This window comes from Variovorax sp. J31P179 (assembly GCF_030316985.1).
In the GTDB taxonomy this organism is placed as follows: Bacteria; Pseudomonadota; Gammaproteobacteria; order Burkholderiales; family Burkholderiaceae_C; genus Variovorax; species Variovorax ginsengisoli_B.
The window spans coordinates 156,195-174,740 of sequence record NZ_JASZYL010000007.1; the positions used below are offsets into that span (position 1 = coordinate 156,195).

Annotated in this window: 24 protein-coding genes; 12 read left to right on the top strand and 12 right to left on the bottom strand. The window is 67.9% G+C overall.

The window, feature by feature from the left end:
- Positions 1–32: 32 nt before the first annotated feature.
- A complete protein-coding gene (locus QTI17_RS19595) occupies positions 33–236 on the bottom strand; it encodes a hypothetical protein (protein ID WP_286535067.1) in 204 nt (67 codons plus the stop codon).
- 323 nt (positions 237–559) lie between these two features.
- On the opposite strand from QTI17_RS19595, the gene QTI17_RS19600 reads away from it, so the two are divergent.
- Positions 560–1,615 (top strand): GNAT family N-acetyltransferase, encoded by a 1,056-nt coding sequence (locus QTI17_RS19600; RefSeq protein ID WP_286535068.1) that lies wholly within the window; start codon positions 560–562, stop codon positions 1,613–1,615.
- On the opposite strand, the gene QTI17_RS19605 is transcribed toward QTI17_RS19600, so the two are convergent.
- Genes QTI17_RS19605 through QTI17_RS19615 form a run of 3 tightly spaced genes read right to left on the bottom strand, consistent with a single transcriptional unit; the run spans position 1,612 to position 4,144 of the window.
- Entirely contained in the window at positions 1,612–2,496 is an 885-nt protein-coding gene (locus QTI17_RS19605; protein ID WP_286535069.1) for an NAD(P)-dependent oxidoreductase, read from the bottom strand. The two genes, QTI17_RS19600 and QTI17_RS19605, sit on opposite strands and share 4 nt — an antisense overlap.
- Complete coding sequence (locus QTI17_RS19610) at positions 2,497–3,195, bottom strand: SDR family NAD(P)-dependent oxidoreductase (RefSeq protein ID WP_286535070.1); 699 nt, start codon at positions 3,193–3,195, stop codon at positions 2,497–2,499.
- A complete protein-coding gene (locus QTI17_RS19615; protein WP_286521790.1) occupies positions 3,185–4,144 on the bottom strand; it encodes a Bug family tripartite tricarboxylate transporter substrate binding protein in 960 nt (319 codons plus the stop codon). Before QTI17_RS19615 ends, QTI17_RS19610 begins: the two co-directional genes overlap by 11 nt.
- 128 nt (positions 4,145–4,272) lie before the next feature.
- Here QTI17_RS19615 and QTI17_RS19620 point away from each other — a divergent pair, with 128 nt between their 5' ends.
- Positions 4,273–5,169: a LysR family transcriptional regulator gene (locus QTI17_RS19620; protein WP_286535071.1), complete on the top strand. Its 897-nt coding sequence runs from the start codon at positions 4,273–4,275 to the stop codon at positions 5,167–5,169.
- 3 nt (positions 5,170–5,172) lie between these two features.
- Here the strand turns inward: QTI17_RS19620 and QTI17_RS19625 are convergent, their stop codons facing one another.
- The 3 genes from QTI17_RS19625 to QTI17_RS19635 all read right to left on the bottom strand — a co-directional run bounded on the left by QTI17_RS19625 (position 5,173) and on the right by QTI17_RS19635 (position 8,401).
- Complete coding sequence (locus QTI17_RS19625; RefSeq protein ID WP_286535072.1) at positions 5,173–5,568, bottom strand: nuclear transport factor 2 family protein; 396 nt, start codon at positions 5,566–5,568, stop codon at positions 5,173–5,175.
- A 309-nt stretch (positions 5,569–5,877) separates the two neighbouring features.
- Complete coding sequence (locus QTI17_RS19630) at positions 5,878–6,957, bottom strand: IS110 family RNA-guided transposase (protein ID WP_286535347.1); 1,080 nt, start codon at positions 6,955–6,957, stop codon at positions 5,878–5,880.
- 232 nt (positions 6,958–7,189) lie between these two features.
- Positions 7,190–8,401, bottom strand: a complete 1,212-nt coding sequence (locus tag QTI17_RS19635) for a GIY-YIG nuclease family protein (protein ID WP_286535073.1) — start codon at positions 8,399–8,401, stop codon at positions 7,190–7,192.
- A gap of 139 nt (positions 8,402–8,540) precedes the next feature.
- Between QTI17_RS19635 and QTI17_RS19640 the strand changes: the two genes are divergently transcribed.
- A complete protein-coding gene (locus QTI17_RS19640) occupies positions 8,541–9,692 on the top strand; it encodes a serine hydrolase domain-containing protein (protein WP_286535074.1) in 1,152 nt (383 codons plus the stop codon).
- Positions 9,693–9,707: 15 nt separating this feature from the next.
- On the opposite strand, the gene QTI17_RS19645 is transcribed toward QTI17_RS19640, so the two are convergent.
- Positions 9,708–10,169, bottom strand: a complete 462-nt coding sequence (locus QTI17_RS19645; protein ID WP_286535075.1) for an adhesin — start codon at positions 10,167–10,169, stop codon at positions 9,708–9,710.
- A 191-nt stretch (positions 10,170–10,360) separates the two neighbouring features.
- Between QTI17_RS19645 and QTI17_RS19650 the strand changes: the two genes are divergently transcribed.
- From QTI17_RS19650 to QTI17_RS19675, 6 genes are all read left to right on the top strand, one after another.
- Positions 10,361–10,927 carry a dihydrofolate reductase family protein gene (locus tag QTI17_RS19650; protein WP_286535076.1) on the top strand — a complete coding sequence of 189 codons (567 nt, stop codon included), beginning with the start codon at positions 10,361–10,363 and terminating at the stop codon, positions 10,925–10,927.
- Between the two features lie 8 nt (positions 10,928–10,935).
- Positions 10,936–11,241 (top strand): NIPSNAP family protein, encoded by a 306-nt coding sequence (locus QTI17_RS19655; RefSeq protein WP_286535077.1) that lies wholly within the window; start codon positions 10,936–10,938, stop codon positions 11,239–11,241.
- Between the two features lie 165 nt (positions 11,242–11,406).
- Positions 11,407–11,727, top strand: a complete 321-nt coding sequence (locus QTI17_RS19660) for a hypothetical protein (RefSeq protein WP_286535078.1) — start codon at positions 11,407–11,409, stop codon at positions 11,725–11,727.
- On the top strand, positions 11,724–13,166 hold the full coding sequence (locus QTI17_RS19665) for an alkaline phosphatase D family protein (RefSeq protein ID WP_286535348.1): 1,443 nt from the start codon (positions 11,724–11,726) through the stop codon (positions 13,164–13,166). Before QTI17_RS19660 ends, QTI17_RS19665 begins: the two co-directional genes overlap by 4 nt.
- A 15-nt stretch (positions 13,167–13,181) precedes the next feature.
- Positions 13,182–13,703, top strand: coding sequence for a hypothetical protein (locus QTI17_RS19670; RefSeq protein ID WP_286535079.1), 522 nt, complete (start codon positions 13,182–13,184; stop codon positions 13,701–13,703).
- Positions 13,704–13,745: 42 nt separating this feature from the next.
- Positions 13,746–14,096 (top strand): hypothetical protein, encoded by a 351-nt coding sequence (locus QTI17_RS19675; protein ID WP_286535080.1) that lies wholly within the window; start codon positions 13,746–13,748, stop codon positions 14,094–14,096.
- 119 nt (positions 14,097–14,215) lie between these two features.
- Here the strand turns inward: QTI17_RS19675 and QTI17_RS19680 are convergent, their stop codons facing one another.
- Positions 14,216–14,785, bottom strand: a complete 570-nt coding sequence (locus QTI17_RS19680; RefSeq protein ID WP_286535081.1) for a cold shock domain-containing protein — start codon at positions 14,783–14,785, stop codon at positions 14,216–14,218.
- Between the two features lie 91 nt (positions 14,786–14,876).
- Positions 14,877–15,782, bottom strand: coding sequence for a LysR family transcriptional regulator (locus tag QTI17_RS19685; protein WP_286535082.1), 906 nt, complete (start codon positions 15,780–15,782; stop codon positions 14,877–14,879).
- Positions 15,783–15,963: 181 nt separating this feature from the next.
- Here QTI17_RS19685 and QTI17_RS19690 point away from each other — a divergent pair, with 181 nt between their 5' ends.
- Both QTI17_RS19690 and QTI17_RS19695 read left to right on the top strand, forming a co-directional pair.
- Positions 15,964–16,434 (top strand): Ohr family peroxiredoxin, encoded by a 471-nt coding sequence (locus QTI17_RS19690; RefSeq protein WP_286535084.1) that lies wholly within the window; start codon positions 15,964–15,966, stop codon positions 16,432–16,434.
- Positions 16,435–16,513: 79 nt separating this feature from the next.
- The gene (locus QTI17_RS19695) at positions 16,514–17,263 is read left to right on the top strand and encodes an SDR family NAD(P)-dependent oxidoreductase (RefSeq protein WP_286535085.1); all 750 of its coding nucleotides are present in this window, start codon (positions 16,514–16,516) and stop codon (positions 17,261–17,263) included.
- A gap of 88 nt (positions 17,264–17,351) precedes the next feature.
- On the opposite strand, the gene QTI17_RS19700 is transcribed toward QTI17_RS19695, so the two are convergent.
- Positions 17,352–17,513, bottom strand: a complete 162-nt coding sequence (locus tag QTI17_RS19700) for a hypothetical protein (protein WP_286535086.1) — start codon at positions 17,511–17,513, stop codon at positions 17,352–17,354.
- A gap of 2 nt (positions 17,514–17,515) precedes the next feature.
- Complete coding sequence (locus tag QTI17_RS19705) at positions 17,516–17,728, bottom strand: hypothetical protein (protein WP_286535087.1); 213 nt, start codon at positions 17,726–17,728, stop codon at positions 17,516–17,518.
- 378 nt (positions 17,729–18,106) lie between these two features.
- On the opposite strand from QTI17_RS19705, the gene QTI17_RS19710 reads away from it, so the two are divergent.
- A complete protein-coding gene (locus QTI17_RS19710) occupies positions 18,107–18,532 on the top strand; it encodes a hypothetical protein (RefSeq protein ID WP_286535088.1) in 426 nt (141 codons plus the stop codon).
- Positions 18,533–18,546 lie beyond the last annotated feature (14 nt).

Below are 18,546 nucleotides of genomic sequence, written 5' to 3' on the forward strand. Positions count from 1 at the left end.
AGGGCGAGTGTCGGGGAATATCGAGCGGGGGGTCAGGGGGCGTAGCTGACGCTGGGCTGGCTGCCCGCGTCGGCGGCCGTCGAGGCGGTGTCGGTCGTGGTCTTGGCGGCGGTGCCGGCCGCGGCGGCCGACGTGCCGGTGCCCGCGGCGCCGCTGCTGCCGCCGCCGCAGGCGGTCAGGGCGCAGGCCAGGGTCGACAGCGCAGCCAGTGCGCGAAAGGTGGGCCATGGGTACATAGGGGAACACTCCGTGTCTTGGAATCGTGGGGCGTTCAGCAGGCTAGGCGAGCGCCGTGACGTCGCGATGAAGCGACGATGACATCGCGCTGCGCGGACTAAGATCGGCGCCTCTTTCAACCACCGACCGGAGGTCACCATGGAAAGCCACATCGCCCCATCCATTGCGCTCACCCGGTCCGTCGCGTCCCACCTGGCTGGCTGAAGCTGGCGGCCCTGCGCCGCTCCACTGCCTCGCCGCCTCGAACCGCCCGAGTCCCAGCTGCCGCTGCCGGCACGTGCCGGCAGCGGCCCTGTCGTCTTTAGAAATCAAGGCAAGACCCATGTTTGGCAACGAAAGAGATTCGATCGCGGTCCACTACTTCGATCCCGAGGCCGCTTCACCCGAGGACTGGGCGAAGCTGCATTCATTCCGCCGCGCCCGCCATGGCGAAGACCTTCCCGGCGAGCCGGTGCTGCCCGACGCCGACTTCGAGCGCGAGTTGCGCCTGCATCGCCCGCTGGGCGAGTCGCGCCGCTTCATCGCCACCCGGCAGGGCGAATTCGTCGGCAACCTGATCCTGATGTTTCGCCGCGACGGCTCGCCCGGCTGCGAGGACTTCGCGGCCCACGTGGACGCGGCCGGCGGCGTGCTGCGTGCCTGTCGCCGCCAAGGAATCGGCAGGGCGCTGGCCAGGACGCTGCTCGCGTTCATGCAGGCGCAGGGCCGGACGACCGCCACCTTCAAGGTGCACCTGCCCGATGGCAACGCGTTCATGGCGGCACTCGGCGCCGTCGGCAAGTACCACAGCGCCGAGAACCGCCTGCGCCTCGATGCGCTCGATTGGCCGTCGCTCGCGCGCTGGCGCGAGGCGGTGCCGCTGGCCGCCGACGGACTGCGCTGGGAGGTGCACGCGGGGCGGGTGCCGATGGCGCGGCTGGGCCAGTTGATGGCGCCCTTCTCGGCGCTCATCAACGAGCAGCCGCTCGACGCGCTGGAGGTGCCCCGCATGCGCTACGAGCTGCCCGGCTACGTGACCTGGTACGAAGACATGGACCGCCGGGGCGGCGAACACTTCCTGGTGCTGCTGTGCCACGGCGACGAAGTGGCCGCGATGTGCGATGCGAGCTGGGACGCGCGCTTTCCGGAACGCGTCTACCAGCAGCTCACCGCCGTGGCCCGGCCCTGGCGCGGGCGTGGCCTGGCCAAGGCGGTGAAGGCCGCGATGCTGGATCTCGTCCACACGCGGCACCCCGGCGCTCGAACGATGATCACCCACAACGCGCACGCCAATGCGCCCATGCTGTCGATCAACGAGCGGCTGGGCTTCGCGCGGCATCGCGACGACCGCACCTACCAGCTCGACCGCGCGGTGCTGGCGTCGGCGCTGGCGCGCTAGGGTCGTGGCGCGCGCCCGCGCAGCCGCAGCAGGATCGCCGCGTTGTCGAGTTCACCCTCGCCCTGCGCCACGGCCTCCTCCAGCAGCTGCGCGTGGACACGCGAGAACGGCAGCTCCAGCGCCGCGGCACCGGCGCTGTCGAGCATCAACCGCACGTCCTTCAGGTGCTGGCGGATGCGCGAACGCGGCGCGAAGTCGCCTTCGACCATCAGCGGTCCCTTGATCCTGGCCGCCTCGGAACTCGCCGGGCTGGCCAGCACCAGTTCGAGGAACCGGCGGGGGTCGAGGCCCAGGCTCTGCGCGAAGGCCAGGCCCTCGGCGAAGACCGCGCGGTTGAGTCCCAGCACGAGGTTGGTGGCCAGCTTGGCCTTGGCGCCCATGCCGGGCGCACCGACATGGATCCAGCGGCTGGCGAGCGCCGACAGCACGGGCGCCGCCCGCGCCACGCTGGCGTCATCGGCGCCGACGAGGGCCGTCGCTTCGCCCTCGCCGATCTGCTGGCTCGAGCCCGAGAGCGGCGCCTCGACCAGGTCGATGCCGCGCGCATGCAGCCGGCGCCCCAGCGCCACCAGCTGGTCCGGCGAGCCGGTGGAACAGTCGATCACCAGGCCGACCCGGCTGCCGGGCCCCAGCAGCCCCGGCTCGCCTTCGAGCACCTGGAGCGCGCCGTGGGTGTCGAACACGGCGAGCACCACGGTGTCGACCGAGCGGCCCAGCGCCGGCAGCGAGCCGGCGCCCTCCCCGCCCGCGTCCTCGAAGGCCTGCACCGCCTCCGGCCGCAGGTCATGGCCCAGCGTGCGCCAGCCGGCTGCGCGCAGGCGCAGGCCCAGGGCCTGGCCGACCAGGCCGAGGCCGACGATGCCGATGGTGGCGGGCTGCATCTAGGCCTCCAGGGATGCGCCGCCGCAGACCTGGATGTCCTGCCCCGTGATCGCCGCGGCGAGCGGCGAGAGCAGGAAGGCCACCAGCGCCGCGACCTCCTCGGGCCGGATCAGCCGCCCCATGGGCGTCAGCCGGGGCTGCGACGACTGGCGCCGCGGGTCCTGCAGCATGGCGGTCTCGGTGGCCGCCGGCGAGACCACGTTGACCGTGACGCCCGCGGCTGCGACCTCCGCCGCCCAGCTGCGCGCCAGCGAAACCAGGGCCGCCTTGGTGGCCGCGTACTGGCTGCGGCCGGCGATGCCGCGCGCCACCCGGCTGCCCACCAGCACCACCCGCCCGCCGCCGGCGCCCACCATCCGGGGCACCAGCCGGTCGGCCAGGCGGGAGGCGGCGTCCACGTGCAGCCGCCACATCTGCTCGCCCGCGGCGCCGTCGAGCTGGCCGAGCCGGCCGACGCGCAGCACGCCGGCCGCGTGCACCAAGGCCTGCACCGGGCCCTGCGCATGCAGAGCGGCTTCGGTCGCGGCGGCGTCGCACAGGTCCAGCTCGACCGAACGGAAGCGGCGATCCTCGATCTGCGCCGGCGCGCGGTCGAGGCCGGTCACCGACCAGCCCTCGGCCAGCAGCGCACGGCTGATGGCCAGGCCGATGCCCGAGCTGCTGCCGCTCACCAGTGCCCGCCGTTCCTCACTCGACACGGATCTGCCCTTCGGTGATGATCTTCTGCGACTTGGCCATGTCGGCCGCCTGGAAGCGGGCGAAGTCCTCCACCGAGCCCGGCGTGAAGACCAGCCCCTGCTGCGTGAAGCGCTCGCGCAGTTCCGAGGCCAGCGCCTTGTTCACTTCGGCGTTGAGCCGCTTCACGATCTCGGGCGGCGTCTTGGCCGGCGCCCAGAAACCGTACCAGCTGTAGAACTCGAAGCCCGGCAGGCTCTCGGCCACGGTCGGCACCTCCGGCAGGCTGGCGGCGCGCTTGTCCGAGGTCACGGCGATCACCCGCAGCATGCCCGAGCGGTGGTATTGCAGCGAGCCGAGGATCGGGTCGATGAAACCGCCGATCTGGCCCCCGATCAGGTCCTGGAAGGCCGGCGCCGTGCCCTTGTAGGGCACCACCAGGTAGTCGATGCCGGCCGAGCGCTTCAACAGCTCGGTGGCCAGGTGCCCGGCCGATCCGATCGAGCCGACGGCGAAGGTCATCTTGCCGGGATTGGCCTTGGCATAGGCTTGCAGCGAGGCGATGTCGGTCACCGGCAGGCTCTTGCTGATCGCCACAGACAGCGGCGCCTTGGCGACCAGCGCCACCGGCGCGAAGTCCTGCGTCACCGCATACGGCACCGACTTCATGGTCATGGGGGCGGTCACGAAGGTGGAGGCGTTGAACAGCAGCGTGTGGCCGTCCGCCGCCGCCTTGGCGACCTGGTCGGCACCGATCACGCCGTTGCCGCCCGCCCTGTTCTCGATCACGAAGGGCTGGCCGAGCTGGTCCTGCAGCTTCTGGGCCACGGCGCGTCCCAGGGTGTCGAGGGTGCCGCCGGGCGGGAACGGAATGATCACCCGCACCGGGCGCGAGGGATAGGTCTGGGCCGACGCCGACCAGGCGCAAAGGCCCAGCACGACGGCGCCGAGCAGGCGGGTGGCGATCTTCATCCTGTTGTCTCCTGTTGGGTCGGCGCGTCCCGCGGAAGGCGCGCCATGGCCCTAATCTAGGAATGCGGGGCAATCAGGTCAAATAATGTTTTCTGACATTGCCATCAATCCAACTGATACCGTAGCGCATGGACCATCGACAGATCCAGTACTTCGTCTGCCTCTACGAAGAGGGCTCGGTGACCCGGGCCGCCCAGCGGCTGCATATCGTGCAGCCGGCGCTGAGCATGCAGATCGCGAAGCTCGAGGAGGAGCTCGGCCGCCAGCTGTTCGTGCGCGGCAGCAAGGGCATGACGCCGACCGAGCATGCGACCCACATGTACGCGCTGTTCCTGCCCGTGCTGGCGGATTTCGAACGGGCGCGGGCCCAGCTGCTCGCGACCAGCAGCGAACTGGCCGGGCACGCGCGCATCGGCCTGCCGGCCAGCATCGCGCAGGACATCCTGGCACCGGCGCTGCTCGCGTTCTCGTCCCGGCACCCGCAGGTGCGCGTCTCGGTGACCGAGGCCTACACCGAGGCGCTGGTGCAGGGCGTGGCCGCGGGCCAGCTCGACGCCGCGATCGTCAACAAGCCGCGGCGGCTGATGCTGAAGGCGCAGCCGGTGCTGCGCGAGGGCCTGGTGCTGGTCACCGCGACCTCGCACCGGCCGCTGCCGGCCCAGGTCGGCTTTCGCCAGGCCGTGAAGATGCCGCTGGTGCTGCCGACGCGCCAGCACGGCCTGCGGGCGATCGTCGAGAGCGCCTGCGAGGCCGCCGGCCTGCAGCTGCACTGCGCATGGGAGGTCGATTCGCTGGGCGCGATCATGCAGCTGGTGCAGCAGCGGCCCGAACTCGCCTCGCTGCTGCCGCGCACCGCCGTGCGCAGCCGGCTGGCGGAGGGCAGCCTGCGGGCGCACCGGGTGGTTGGCCCGGCGCTGGCGCGCGAACTGGTCTGCGTCTCGCATCCGACGCGGCCGGTCGCGCCGCCGGCGGCCGCCTTTCTCGAGGTGCTGATTGGGCAGATCCGCGAGAGCGGCGGGCGCTGAGGCCTACTTGGCGAGGCGGGCGGCCGTGTCCGCCGTGCCGACCCAGCGGCTGATCTTGCTGCCGTCCTTCCAGTTGAAGACCTGGACCCATTCGGTCTCGTGCACCTTGCCGTCCGGGCGCGCCCGGCCCTTGGTGCGGCCCAGCACCGTCACGTGGCCGGGGCCTTCGAGGAACTCGCGCGGCTCGAACTCCAGGATCTCGTCGGCCTGCGCCAGCTTGCCGAAGAACTCGGCCACCTGCTGCTTGCCCCTGCAGGTTCCGCCGTAGGGCGTGCCGGTGTCCGGGCTGGCCAGGAATCGCCATTCCACATCGTCGGCAAGGAGCTCGAGCAGCGCCGGAATGTCACGGCGGCCGAACGCGGCGTAGCCCTGCTTCGCAATCTCGGTGGGAGTACCCATGGCGACTCTTGTATGGATGCCTCCCGGCGATAGGTAGTTACCCGCGTCGTGTCGTGAAGAAGTCGGCTGCTGCCTTGTATCCGGCCTGTTGTGTGGGTGCTGAGTTGCCCCGTTTGCCCACTGGCCCCGATGTAATCCGCTGACGAGCGCCTCATCTCCTTGGCGGACTGTTGAAGTCCTGTTCGCCATTCAGGTTTGGCTCGTCTCGGTCTGACCTGTTTCACATCACGTCGTGTGTTGCTGCCCCAATCGCCTTCAAAGGCTCACATACCCTTTCTGTTCAGGCTGGTTGATATTCAGCTACGGTGTTCAGGCGCGCACTTGCGGCCTGCTACTCACGTAGCCCCGTTGGTAGTCCTGCTGCCTGGCCGTGACAGCCCAGATCGTCCTGGCCATCTTGGCTGCCTGCGCCACGATCACGACATTGGCCGGGCGTCTGGCCTGGAGTTGCTCCAGCCACACCCCCGGTTCCTTGGTATGCGTGAGTACCGAGCGCGCCCCGTGGATGAGCAAGGTGCGCAGGTAAGTGTCACCCCGCTTGGAGATGCCCAATAGCTTGACCTTGCCGCCAGTGCCGCGCTGGCTCGGCACCAGGCCCAGCCAAGCGCAGAACTCGCGGGCCGACTTGAAGGCCGTGGCTTCACCCATCGTGGCAACCGCGGCCGTGGCCGTCATCAGCCCGACCCCGGGGATAGCGGCTACGCGCTTCATGTCCGCATCGGCGCGCAGGCGCTGCGCTAGCCGCACTTCGATGGCCTTGATGTCCTCGGCAATCTTCTTGATCCGATGCGCCTGCTCGCGCAGGCTGTCGACCACGTACTGGGGGATGTCGTTGACCAGCGATTCCAAGGTCGCCTCGATCTCAGAGAACAGCGCACCCCTGCCTCGCGCGAAGATCGCGCCAAACTCGTAGAGCAGGCCCCGCAGCGCGTTGGTCTGCATGACCTTCATCCTCATGAGCAGTTCGCGCTGGCGGTGCAAGACCAGCGTGGCCTGCTGCTCCAACGTCTTCATGCCTACGAACTTCGTGCCCGGCTGCTGCACGGCCAGCCAGATGGCTCGGGCGTCAGTGGCGTCGGTTTTGTTGCCGGCCACGAAGGGGCGCACGGCCTTGGCATGAATCAGCCGCACGCTGTGGCCCAGCCCCGTCAACTGGCGCGCCCAGTGGTGCGCCCCGCCGCAGGCCTCGATGCCGATCAGGCAGGGCTGGCGATTGATGAAGTGCTCGAGCACCTTGGCACGCTTGAGTTGGACGCTGACGATCTCGCCCGAGTCCATGTCCACGGTGTGAAGCTGGAACACGCTCTTGGCGACGTCCAGGCCAACGACCTGCCGGCCGTCGATCAAGCCGATGATTTGTCCTGCACCTTGTGCTGCACTACGATTCATCTCGGACCCCCGATGGTGTTTGTGAAGACCTCGGTCTATCACGCATGGGCACTTCGATGCCGTATCCATTCGGGGGGTCCACCTTGCCCGCCCGGCAAGGGGAGCTCCCAGAACAGTCAAGCTACTCATCTGCGTGCTCCTGCTCTTCTTTCCCCGTAGGGAGGGAGGCATCCATTACATCTCCTTGCAGATTTGAGGGGCGAGTATTTTAGTACTGCATCATGTCGCTTCGTCATTCGACGACCACGACCTCTTCGAGCAAGGGCGCCGCGCTGGCCAGGGCCAGTTCGATCGCCGTGATCACGAATGGCGCGACACCCGGCGCCCGGAAGTCGAGCAGCAGCCTGCTCGCATGAATGGTGGCCTCGTTGGCATGCAGGAAGGCGACGATCTGGTCCCTCAGGGCGATCGGGTCCTCGGCGGCGCGCACCAGCGCGCGCGGAACGGCGCTCACCGGTGCCCGCGGGTGCAGCGAGCCGGGTTCGCCCAGCCGGTTGACGTCGTCCGCGAAGTCGCTCAGGGTCGTGCTGTCGATGCCGTATTCCCGCGCGTAGGTGCTCAGGGGCGCCAGCCCGCCCTCGGCGTAGGTCAGAACGTGGAACTCCTTGCGGCGGGGCCAGATGGCGGCCTGCGTGGTCCGCTCGATGCCGAAGGCGGACTCGGCTTGCTGCAGCTGCCGCGGCGGCGCGCGCAGGCGGATCGACGTCGGCGACAGGACCTCCACCGAGATCGATGCCGACACCGTGGCCGCCGCCTGGAACCAGTTGCGAAGGCCGACCCCGCCCATGATCCGTGGCGTTCCGTTGGTGTTGGCGCGGCGGTTGATGGTGCCGAGGATCGGCTGCGGATCGTCGCCCAGGAACATCTCGAGGGTCTCGCCGTCCTGGCCCAGCAGGCGCTGGGCCGCAACGCCGACATTGAAGAAGCCCTGCGCGAAGTAGGTGGGCTGGAGGGTGAACGTGAAGCCGCCGACGGCGGAGGCCGCGGGCTCGATCCCGTCCTCCTCGCCGCGGGCGCGCTCCTCGGGCGTCGCCGGGGGATGGACGCCGTCGTCCACCTGGCCGCCGTTCCAGGGCGGATCGATCACCCGGATGAGGTCGTCCTCCAGCGCGGCGGCCAGGTTCAGGTGGAACTGGCCATAGTGCAGCAGGCCGTTGTCGGGCAGGGCCAGGATCTCGACCGCCGAGCCGCGCTCGAGCAGGGCCCGGATGTTCTTGTGGTTGCGGGCGTTGGTGCTTTGCGTCGGCGCCGGCCTTCGGTAGCCGGCCATGCGCCGGGCCAGCGGCTGCACCGTCTTGCCGACATACATGACCTGGCCGTCGCACACGAACGCATAGAGGATGTTGCGCTGGGTCGAATGCCGCGCCAGCGAAAAGTCCAGCGCAACGCCGTCCAGGAGCCAATGCCCTGCAGGGTCGAAGCCGATTTCGAGCAATCTGTTCACGCGCGTGCCCCTTGAATCCGACGGCGGGCGAGCCGGCGCAAGCGTACGCCAAACTGCCGCCGGGTTGGCGCAGAATGCTCCGCCCGCGCAGCAAAAAATGGGGCTCGCGGCTTCATCACCTCGAGACAAGGAGACGATCATGGCATTCAATGGTTCGGCCATCGCGGCCGTTCTGGACGCAGCAGTCGCCAAGGGCGCCCTGCACGGCGTGGCGGCGGTGGTGGTCGATCGCAACGGCCAGCTGTTCCATCACGCCGCCGGCGAAGCGAATGAACGCAGCATGTTCCGCAATGCGTCGATGACCAAGGCGGCGGCCACGACGGCCGCGCTGCAGCTCGTGGAGCAGGGGCGGCTCGGCCTCGATGCCACCGTCGAATCGATCTTGCCGGAGTTCGCCCGGCTGCTGGTGCTCGACGGCTTCGACGGCGACACGCCGCGCCTGCGGCCCCCCGCCAGCCAGGCCACGGTGCGCCAGCTCATGACGCACACGGCAGGGCTGGGTTACTTCTTCACCAACGAGAAGCTGCTGCGCTACCACGCGGTGACAGGCGAGCCGAACCCGTTGTCGGGCCTGAAGCGCAGCCTGTCGGCCCCGCTGGTCAACGACCCGGGCACCGCCTGGGAGTACGGCGTCAACACCGACTGGCTGGGCCTGATCGTCGAAAAGATCTCGGACCAGAGCCTGGGCAGCTACCTGCGCCAGTTCGTCTGGGGGCCGCTCGGCATGAACGACTCGACCTTCGAACCCAGCCTCGAACAACGCGAACGCCTGCTGCGCGTGATGCAGCGCCAGCCCGACGGCAAGCTCGCGCCCTCGGCGCTCGACCTGCCGGCCAGCTCTGAATGGGAAGCCGCCGGCCACGGCTCCTATGGCACGGTGCAAGACTACGGCCGCTTCGTGCAGGCCTGGCTCAACGACGGCGCCGGCATCCTGAAACCGGCCACGGTCGAGCTGGCATTGCAGAACCACATCGGCCGGATCCAGCTGCCGGCGCTGATGAAGTCGACCGTGCCGGAACTGTCGAACGACGTGCCCGGACTGCCGGTCCCGCAGGGCTGGGGCCTGGGCTTCCATCTGACGTTGGCCGACCTGCCGGGCATGCGCAGCAACGGGACCGGCGACTGGGCCGGTGTCTTCAATTCCTACTATTGGATCGACCGCGCGAAGGGCATCGGCGGCGTGCTGATGACGCAGCTGCTGCCCTTCTTCGACATGCCCGTCGTCGAGACGCTGATGGGTTTCGAGCTGGGGGTGTACCAGCAGGTGGGCGCGGCCGTGCCCGCGGCCTGAAGCCGCGCCCTTGGGCTACTTCTGCACGCCGACCGAGCCCGCGCCCTGAGCCTGGCCGTCGAGCTTCGCGCCCGAGCCGGCCAAGCCGCCGGCGGAGCCCGCCACGCCGCCCAGCGTGCCGCCCACGGTGTTCGTCACGCCGCCGATCGCGCCGCCTGCGGTGCTGTCCAAACCGCCAGTGGCGGGTGCGTGCATCCCGGTACCCGCACCGACACCGGCTCCGGCGCCGACACCAACGCCTGCGCCCGTCTTGCCGCGAGCGGCCGCCGCGGCCGCGTCCGTGCGCACGCGGGCATCCGCGCCGGCGGTCTGCTTCGGAACCGGTTTGACGTTGGCGTCGACGCCGGCGCCGGCAGCGACGCCCACGCCCAGATTCGGCGTCGCGATCGCTTGGGCATGCGCGACTCCGCCTGCCGCCAAGGCGCCGGCCAGCAGAGTGCCGAGAAGGATGCGATTGGCGTGTTGTTGCTTCTTCATGGTGATTGTCCTTTTCAAGTGGATGGGTCTTGCTCGACGAACCGGCCCTCGGCCCGTGTTCTGCTCGAACCCTAAGGACCGGGGGCATGGCGCCCTGTGCGCCACCATCCCCGCTGCACGTGGGAACCGGCCGTCGGCGAGATCGAAGGCTGGCGCGTTCGGGTGCGTATCACGACCTATCATGTCGAGGCATGGAGACCCAGTACTACACCGCCTGCAGCCTGGACGGATTCATCGCCACGGACGACCATTCGCTGGAATGGCTGTTCCCGCTCGGCGACATCAACGACACCAGCTACCCCGTTTTCATCCGGGGCGTCGGTGCACTCGCGATGGGATCGTCGACCTATGAATGGATGCTGCGCCACGTCGTCGGTGCGGGGGCCGCATGGCCCTACTCGCAACCCGCATGGGTGTTCAGCAGCCGCGAATTGCCCGGTGTTCCCTCGGCCCCCATCCACTTCGTCCGAGGCGATGTGCGGCCGGTGCACGATGCCATGAAGCGGGCCGCCGGGGGCAAGAACATCTGGCTCGTCGGCGGCGGCGACCTGGTCGGGCAGTTTCATGACGCCGGACTGCTCGACGAAGTCATCGTCCAGGTCGGATCCGTGACGCTGGGCTCGGGCAAGCCCCTGCTTCCGCGTCGCATCGTGTCGCCGTCCTTGCAACTCACGGCGGCGAAGTTCGTCGGGCCGGGCTTTGCGGAGCTCACCTACTCGGTGCCTTCGGGCGCAGCCCCATCCAGACAGCCAAGCTGATATCTCCCATGGTCACCTGCTACCTGCGCTACCTCATCGATCCGTTCAAGCTCGAGGAATTCGAGCACTACGGCAAGCTGTGGATTCCGCTGGTCGAGAAGTTCGGCGGCAAGCACCATGGCTACTTCTTGCCATCGGAAGGCGCGAACAACATCGCGCTCGCGATGTTCACGTTTCCAAGCCTTGCGGCGTACGAGGAATATCGCACCTTGTCCGCGGCCGACGCAGAGTGCCAGACTGCCTTCAAGTACGCGGAAGACACGCGCTGCATCCTCAGCTACGAACGCAGCTTCTTCAGGCCTGTCTTCGGGTGAGCGCCCGCGGCTGCAACGCCACGTGAATCCTGTAAGCGATCGTCTCACGCGATCGCTTCGCTGCGGCCTACGGGCATCGACTCACGCCTGATTTGAAATGCTGCATCTCCGGCGGGAGCCACGCGCGGAGGGCGCGAGTGGCTCGCCGGGCCCAAGGAGCGAACCATGCCAGATGCCACCGGCCCGAGTGCCCCGGAGAAGGAGCCGACCTCCACGCCGACGCCCGTCGAAGCCTCGCGCCGCGGCTTCATTCGAAACGCGATCCTCTACGCCATGTTCGCCGGCACCGGCGTCAGCATGTATGGCTGCGGCGGCGGAGGTAGTGGCGGTGGCGGCGGCCTTGTCGGAGGCGCTGGCGGCACGGGAAGTACGCCACCCGAGACGTCGCCGACCTTCGTCCACGGCGTCGGCAGCGGCGACCCGCTTTCCGATCGCGTGATCTGTGGACCCGCGTCACGGTCGCCAGTCCCGGAGCGCTCAACCTGAGCTGGGAAGTCGCCAGCGATTCCAACTTCGGTGCCATCGTCGCGCGAGGCACGGTCGGCACCGGGCCCGAGCAGGACTACACCGTCAAGGTGGATGCGACCGGCCTGCGGCCCGCGAGCGTGTACTTCTATCGCTTCATGCTCGGCGCCGAGCTCTCGCCCGTGGGGCGCACGCAGACGCTGCCGGTGGGCAGCGTGTCCCGGCTTCGTCTCGGCATCGTCTCGTGCTCGAACTTTCCGTCGGGCTATTTCAATGTCTGTGCCGATCTCGCCAAGCGCACCGACATCGATGTCGTGTTGCACCTGGGCGACTACATCTACGAGTACGGCCCGCTCGGCTATGCCTCGCAGCTGGCGATCGCGATCGACCGCGAATCGGCGCCGTCTCACGAGATCCTGTCGCTCGAGGACTATCGGCAGCGCCATCGCCAGAACCGCGCGGACCCGGACCTGATCGCGCTGCATGCCAAGGTACCGGTGATCGCCATCTGGGACGACCACGACGTGGCGGACAACGCTTGGTCCGGCGGGGCGAAGAACCACGACCCGGCCACCGTGGGGAGCTTCGCCGCCCGGCGCGCCGCGGCGACACAGGCGTTCCGCGAATGGCTTCCCGTCCGCATGCCCGATCCGGCCGACTTGCAGAAGATCTATCGCTCGTTCGACTTCGGCACGCTGGCGTCGCTGCACATGCTCGACACGCGTCTGATCGGCCGCGACGAGCAGGTGAGCCTCGACAGCTATGTCGCGGGCGGTGCTTCCGCCCCGACGCGCCAGCTGCTCGGCCCCGACCAGTCCGCCTGGTTGTCGACGCGAATGGCCGCTTCCGGCGCGACCTGGCAGGTGCTGGGCTCGCAGGTCCTGATGGCCCGCATGGAGATCCCGCTGAGCATCGCCAGCGCCTTCAACGCGCAGACCCTCGGCGCCTTCCTGCTGGCGCAGTCGACCCCCGAGCCGCTGCGCAGCGACGAGCAACGCGCACTGCTGGCGCAGCGGCGTGTTCCCTACAACCTGGATGCATGGGACGGCTACCCGGCCGCGCGCGAGAGCGTGCTGGCCGCCGCGCGCTCCATGGGCAAGAACCTCGTCTCGCTCGCCGGCGACACCCACAACGCGTGGGCGAGCAACCTGACCGACGCCAACGGCCAGCGCGTGGGCGTGGAGTTCGCGACCGCCTCCATCTCGTCGCCGGGCTTCGAGCGCGTGCTGCCCGTCATCAGCAGCACGGTGCTGTCCGATGCCTTCCCGAAGATGGTGAAGGACCTGCGCTATGCCGAGACGAGCAAGCGCGGCTATGTCATCATCACGCTGACGCCCGCCGAGGTCCGCGCCGATTTCATGGAAATCAGCACCGTGCTGAGTCACGACTACAGCACTCGGACCGCGATGAGCCTTCATGCCCTGCCGGGCGCCAGCGGCCTTGATGTGCTGCCGGCGTAGCAGGAAAGGAGGTCCATGATCGAACGCATTTTCTGGATTGCCCTGTGGCTGGCCTGCGGAATGTTGGCCGCTTACGAGATCGGACTGCGCAACACAGCGGTCGAGAGCGACCCTGCCTTGGCGGTGTTCTATGCGGCGGTGGGTGCGTTGGGGCTCTGGATGATGGTCCGGCGCGCGGTTCGTGCAAGGCGGCCGTCGCGTCTGGTTCTCCCATTGGCGCTGAGCCTCGCCGGTCCGGCCGGCATCGCCTGGCTCACCCATCAGAGGAAGCCTCCCCCGGAATGGATCGGCACCCTCTTCGGCGCCTCCACATTTCTTGCTTTCTCCGGCTGCGTCATCGTGGTCGGGATGATCATTGCGTGGCGGCGGCGCGAGTCGGATCGCGATCGACACCACAGGGCGTTGCGGCAGTCGGTACGACAGCAGTTGGAAGAGCGGCCGTCTTCGGGGCCGATGCAGGAGATCGCCGACGAGCTTGAGCATCCGCCCGCAGTGGATGACGCGGACCTGCTGCCTGCGCGAACAGTGAAGCGCTGAGATGGGTGGCCCAGCCGTGCTCGGCCGCAGCGGGTAACCTCCATGGCGATGAGCCAGCCAGAACCTCGCCCCGCCTCCGTCTGGAACCGCTTCTGGTCTCCGAAGAGCTTCCTCGAGCGGTTTCCGCCCGAGGCCTCCGACGAAGAGGCAGAAGCCATCGCGCAACGCAACGATCTCTGGCTCAAGACCTACATGGACATGTACATCCTCCGCTGGGGCGCGCTATGGGCGGCCTCGGTGGTGGTGGCGCTGCTCCTGCTGGAAGCAGGGGGCCTGCTGTTCGCACTGGCCCTGGCGGTGAACCTCGCGGCGTTGGTGGGGCTGGCGGCGATGATCGCGACCTATCGGCGGGCGGCGCGGGCTGTGGTGGGGCGGACTGGGAAACTCAAGTAAGGCATCCCGTTGATCGTCTGAGTTCATCGCCACGGGCAGCAGTCTTTCAGTTCGGCTTTCGTTGTCCCCTCGACACCACGAGCGCGACACCGCCCATAGCAGTGCGTCGGGGCGTCAGCCTATCTGGACAAAAAACCGGTGCACCACTGCTGCTCGCAGGGCACGCCGTCGTGGTTTCCGTCCATTTGAGTACCGGGACAGTTCTTCAGGAAGAACTTGGCTTCGCTGCAGGATGTCATCTGCGAGCAATGGGTCCGACCGTCGCATCTATAGCCGCCCACCACCGGCTCGGCGATGACGGCCTCCGCAGACGGCAGCGCGGCAGCCGGCGCAAGCCGCGCCGAATGACGTTGGTATTGCGAATAGCCGTAGGCCCCGATGACGACCACGATCACGAAGCCGACGAGGGCGCCGATCGGCGAGCGTCTCCCGTCAGCCGCAGACCGCGAAGGCGAACGCGGATACGTGGACGGCTTGCCAAGTGCTTCCCGATAGACGTTCACCGCTTGCGGCCTCCCGTCCTTGCCGCGACCCAGTTCGTAAATGACCGTCTCGCCCACAGTGGGCCGGGATCCGTCCCTTGGGAGCGCGCTGATGTGGACGAACAGTTCGCGGCCGCCGTCTCGCGGCGCGATGAAGCCGAAGCCACGCTCGTCGTTCCAGCTTCTGAGTTTTCCGGTGAGTGCCATGTTCGACCAAGCGTTGTTGCAGGAGGTGCCAGCGCCGCAAAACTATACCGACAGTTTTCGGCGTGCTGCTCGGCCGGGAGGTGGGCGTACGTCAACGGACGCCGTACGGCGCGAACACTTCCACAGTCCAGTCGACAAAGGCGCGCAGCTTGGCGCTCGGGTGCCGACTGGACGGGTAGCCTATCGACACGGGCATCGGCGGCGGCTCCCAGTCGGCCAGCAACTCGACCAGTGCCCCACTCTCGACGTGCGGCTTCGCCATGAACGCAAAGGTCTGCGCCACGCCAAGCCCCGTCAGTAGCGCCGTCAGGTGGGCCGTGCTCTCGTTGACCGCAATGACGGCATGCCCGTTGATCTCGATGCGCTCATCGCCGCGCTCGTAGTGCGGAGGAATGTAGCGCCCCGTGCGCGACGAGAAATAGCTCACCACCCGGTGTCCGTCGAGCAGGTCGGCCGGCGTCGCGGGCACGCCGTGGCGCTTCAGGTAGTCAGGCGTCGCGCAGGTCATGTAGGACATCTGAGCGACGCGACGTGCCACCAGCGACGGGTCGCTCAGCACCCCGCCGCGAAGCACGCAATCCACCCCTTCGCCGATCAGGTGGACCGGCCGGTCACCCACGCCGAGTTCGAGCAGGATGTCCGGGTAGCGCGCGTGAAACGCCGGCAGCCTGGGGATCAGGATCCGGTTGGCCAGCGAGGAGCCGATGTCCACACGCAGCCGGCCTCTGGGACGGGTCTGTGCATTCGTGACATCGGCCTCGATGTCGTCGATCTCGTCCAGCACCCGCAAGATGCGCTCGTAGTAGGCCGCGCCCTCGGGCGTCACCGTGACACGCCGCGTCGTGCGCTGCAGCAGCTTCACACGCAAGTGGCTCTCCAGTTGCTGAACGAGCTTGGTCACGCTGGGCTTCGGCAGCTGCAGCAGATCGGCCGCCCGCGTGAAGGTGCCGGCTTCGACGACCCGGGCGAAAACGCGCATGGCTGCGATCTGGTCCACCGCCAGATTATTGGCGATCTGGAAATAAACATGTCCGGTTCACCGTCTTGGTCGCCTCAGGCTCGAAGCCGACACTTGCCGGCAAGCGATCCAAGCCCTATCGCGATGCCACCGGCGCAGGACGCACGCAAGCGTCAGCGTTCCAAGCACAGGGCCAACCAGCCGAAAAGGAAATATCGAAATGACCACCAAGATCCAACAAGTTCTGATGACGGGCAAGACCCATACGACGGCCAGCCGCCGCGAAGGCGGCCCGCGCGACGATGCGCACGTCGACATCCGGATGTCGACGCCCGGAAAGACCGGCAATGAAATCGTGCTCGAGGCGGTCGAGCTGCATCCCACCGCAGAACAGTTGTTCGCCGGGGCCTGGTCGGCCTGCTACACCGGCGCGCTGGGCGTCGCAGCCAAGGCGAAGAAGGTGGCGCTGCCCGCCGACATGGCCGTCGACATCGAAGTCGACCTCGGCCAGACCGGCGGTGCGTACTTTCTCCAGGCCCGGATCGATGTGCGCATGCCCGGCGTCGCACATGACGTGGCCGAGGCCATCGCGCATGCAGCGCATCAGATGTGCCCTTATTCGAAGGCCGTCCACGGCAACATCGACGTCGCCACGAACGTGATCGCCGCGGAAGCCCTGGCTGCGCAATAACTCGGCCTCATCAGAGACCGAAGCTCGCTGTCGACTCGACAGCGAGCGCGACGAATCACTCATCCTCCTGGAGAAAACAATGTCCAAGCCCCTCTCTGACAAAGTAGCCCTCGTCACCGGCGGTTCACGCGGCATCGGGGCCGCCATCGCGCGCCGACTGGCGCACGACGGCGCCGATGTCGCCATCAGCTATTCGGCCTCTCCCGACCGCGCTGAAGCGCTGGTCAAGGAACTGCAGGATCTGGGCGTGCGCGCCGCAGCCTTTCAGGCCGACCAAGCCGATCCGCTGCAGGTCGAGGCGCTGGTCAACGACACCGCTCGCCGTTTCGGCAAGCTCGACATCCTCGTCAACAACGCCGGCGTGTTCGTGGTCGGCCAGGTCGGCGCGCCAGACAGCGACGTCGCCGCCCTGGAACGCCAGTTCGCCATCAACGTCGGCGGCGTGGCCGCTGCCGTGCGCGCCGCAGTCCCACTGATCAGCGACCATGGCCGCATCATCTCGATTGGCTCCGGCGCCGCCGATCGCACGCCCTGGCCTGGTGTGGCCGACTATTCGGCGACGAAGGCAGCTGTGTCCGCCTACACCCGCGGCTGGGCGCGCGACCTCGCCCCGCGCGGCATCACCGTCAACACCGTGCAGCCAGGCTCGATCGACACAGAGATGAACCCGCAGGACGGCGACTTCGCCGCCGTGCAGAAGGCAGCCATTCCGCTCGGCCGCTATGGCCGGCCCGAAGAGATCGCGGCGGCGGTCGCCTTCCTCGCAAGCCCCGACGCCGGGTTCATCACGGGCATTTCACTCGATGTTGATGGAGGCGCTGCGGCGTGATCTTCAAACCCGGCCGGCGGGGGCGCAGCGGGAGCGGTCCTCCGGCTAGGCGGAGGCGGACGACTGCAAGCCGCCGCTCTTTCCTGCCTCAGTCGGGCGTCTGGGCGACGTTGGGGTTGTGGACGGTGGCACCACCATCGAGTGGCGAGCACTGGGCTTGCACAGTGCTCTTGTTGCATTTCGACTCGCGAACCTGCGCCCACAGGGGAGTGCAGGCCACGACCAGCACGATCACGGCCAGGCGTTTCATGCTCAGTATTGGCGCGAACGCGTGCCGTACGCGCCGGTGTACGGGTTCACATTGCCCTGGGTGCTGTAGTTGTCGTTGACCGTACCGTTCGGGCTCGACTGGTAGTGCGGCTGCACGTAGGTGCCGTTGCTCGTGGTGTAGCCTCGGTGGTAGACCTGCGCGGATGCAGCGAACGATGCGGCGATGACGGCCGCGGCGATGATGATCTTCTTCATTTCAGTTTCCTGTTGGTGGTCCGAGCCCGGGCTTCGGGTCGGGGGAGAACTTCCCACGATGCACGCTGCGACGTGCATCAGGTGAGGCTCGCTTGGGCGATTGGCGAAGGCAGCTTGAAAGCTGGGTCGGAATCGCTGAAGCCGAGTCTCGGTTTCCGACTGCGGAGGGCGCCCCTCCCTTTCGGAGGGGGACGTGGATCGCCGACGATTGAACCTGCGATCGCGTGACAAAGTTCCGGTCCGCAGCAGCCAGCTGATCGGCATCGCGCCCACAGAATTGGGGATTCGAGCACCGGCGCTTGTGCCTAGGCTACTCGGCGCTGCAACAACCGGCCCAGGCGCGCCCGCGGGCCCGAATTTCCAACGAGGAGGAAGTCGATGTCCGCAAATCCGAACGCGAGCTGGAATGCCTTCGATGTCTGGCGCCAGTGGATGCAGCAGCCACCTGGTGCCTTCGTTCAGCCCATACTGCCCGGCTGGTCGCTGAACATCAACAGCAACAATTCCACGGCACCCGAGACCGAGGTCGACATCGTTGCCAAGCACAGCTACGGTCGCCAGATCGGCCGGATCTCGGATGCTCTTCGGGTATTGATCCAGGATGCGCACCCCGAGCCGCCCGAGACCGGACCACTGAAGGACTTCTTGACGATGTGGAACGACATCGAGAAAGTGAAGCTCGAAGGTGCGTCGGAACGACTCGGGCGGATTGCCTCCGACCTGGCGTTGCTGAAGGACAAGGACCGAGACCGATACCGGAAGCTGCGCGATGCCTTGGGGCGAGCGCTGAAGCAAACCGAATAAACGGCTTCGGCGAT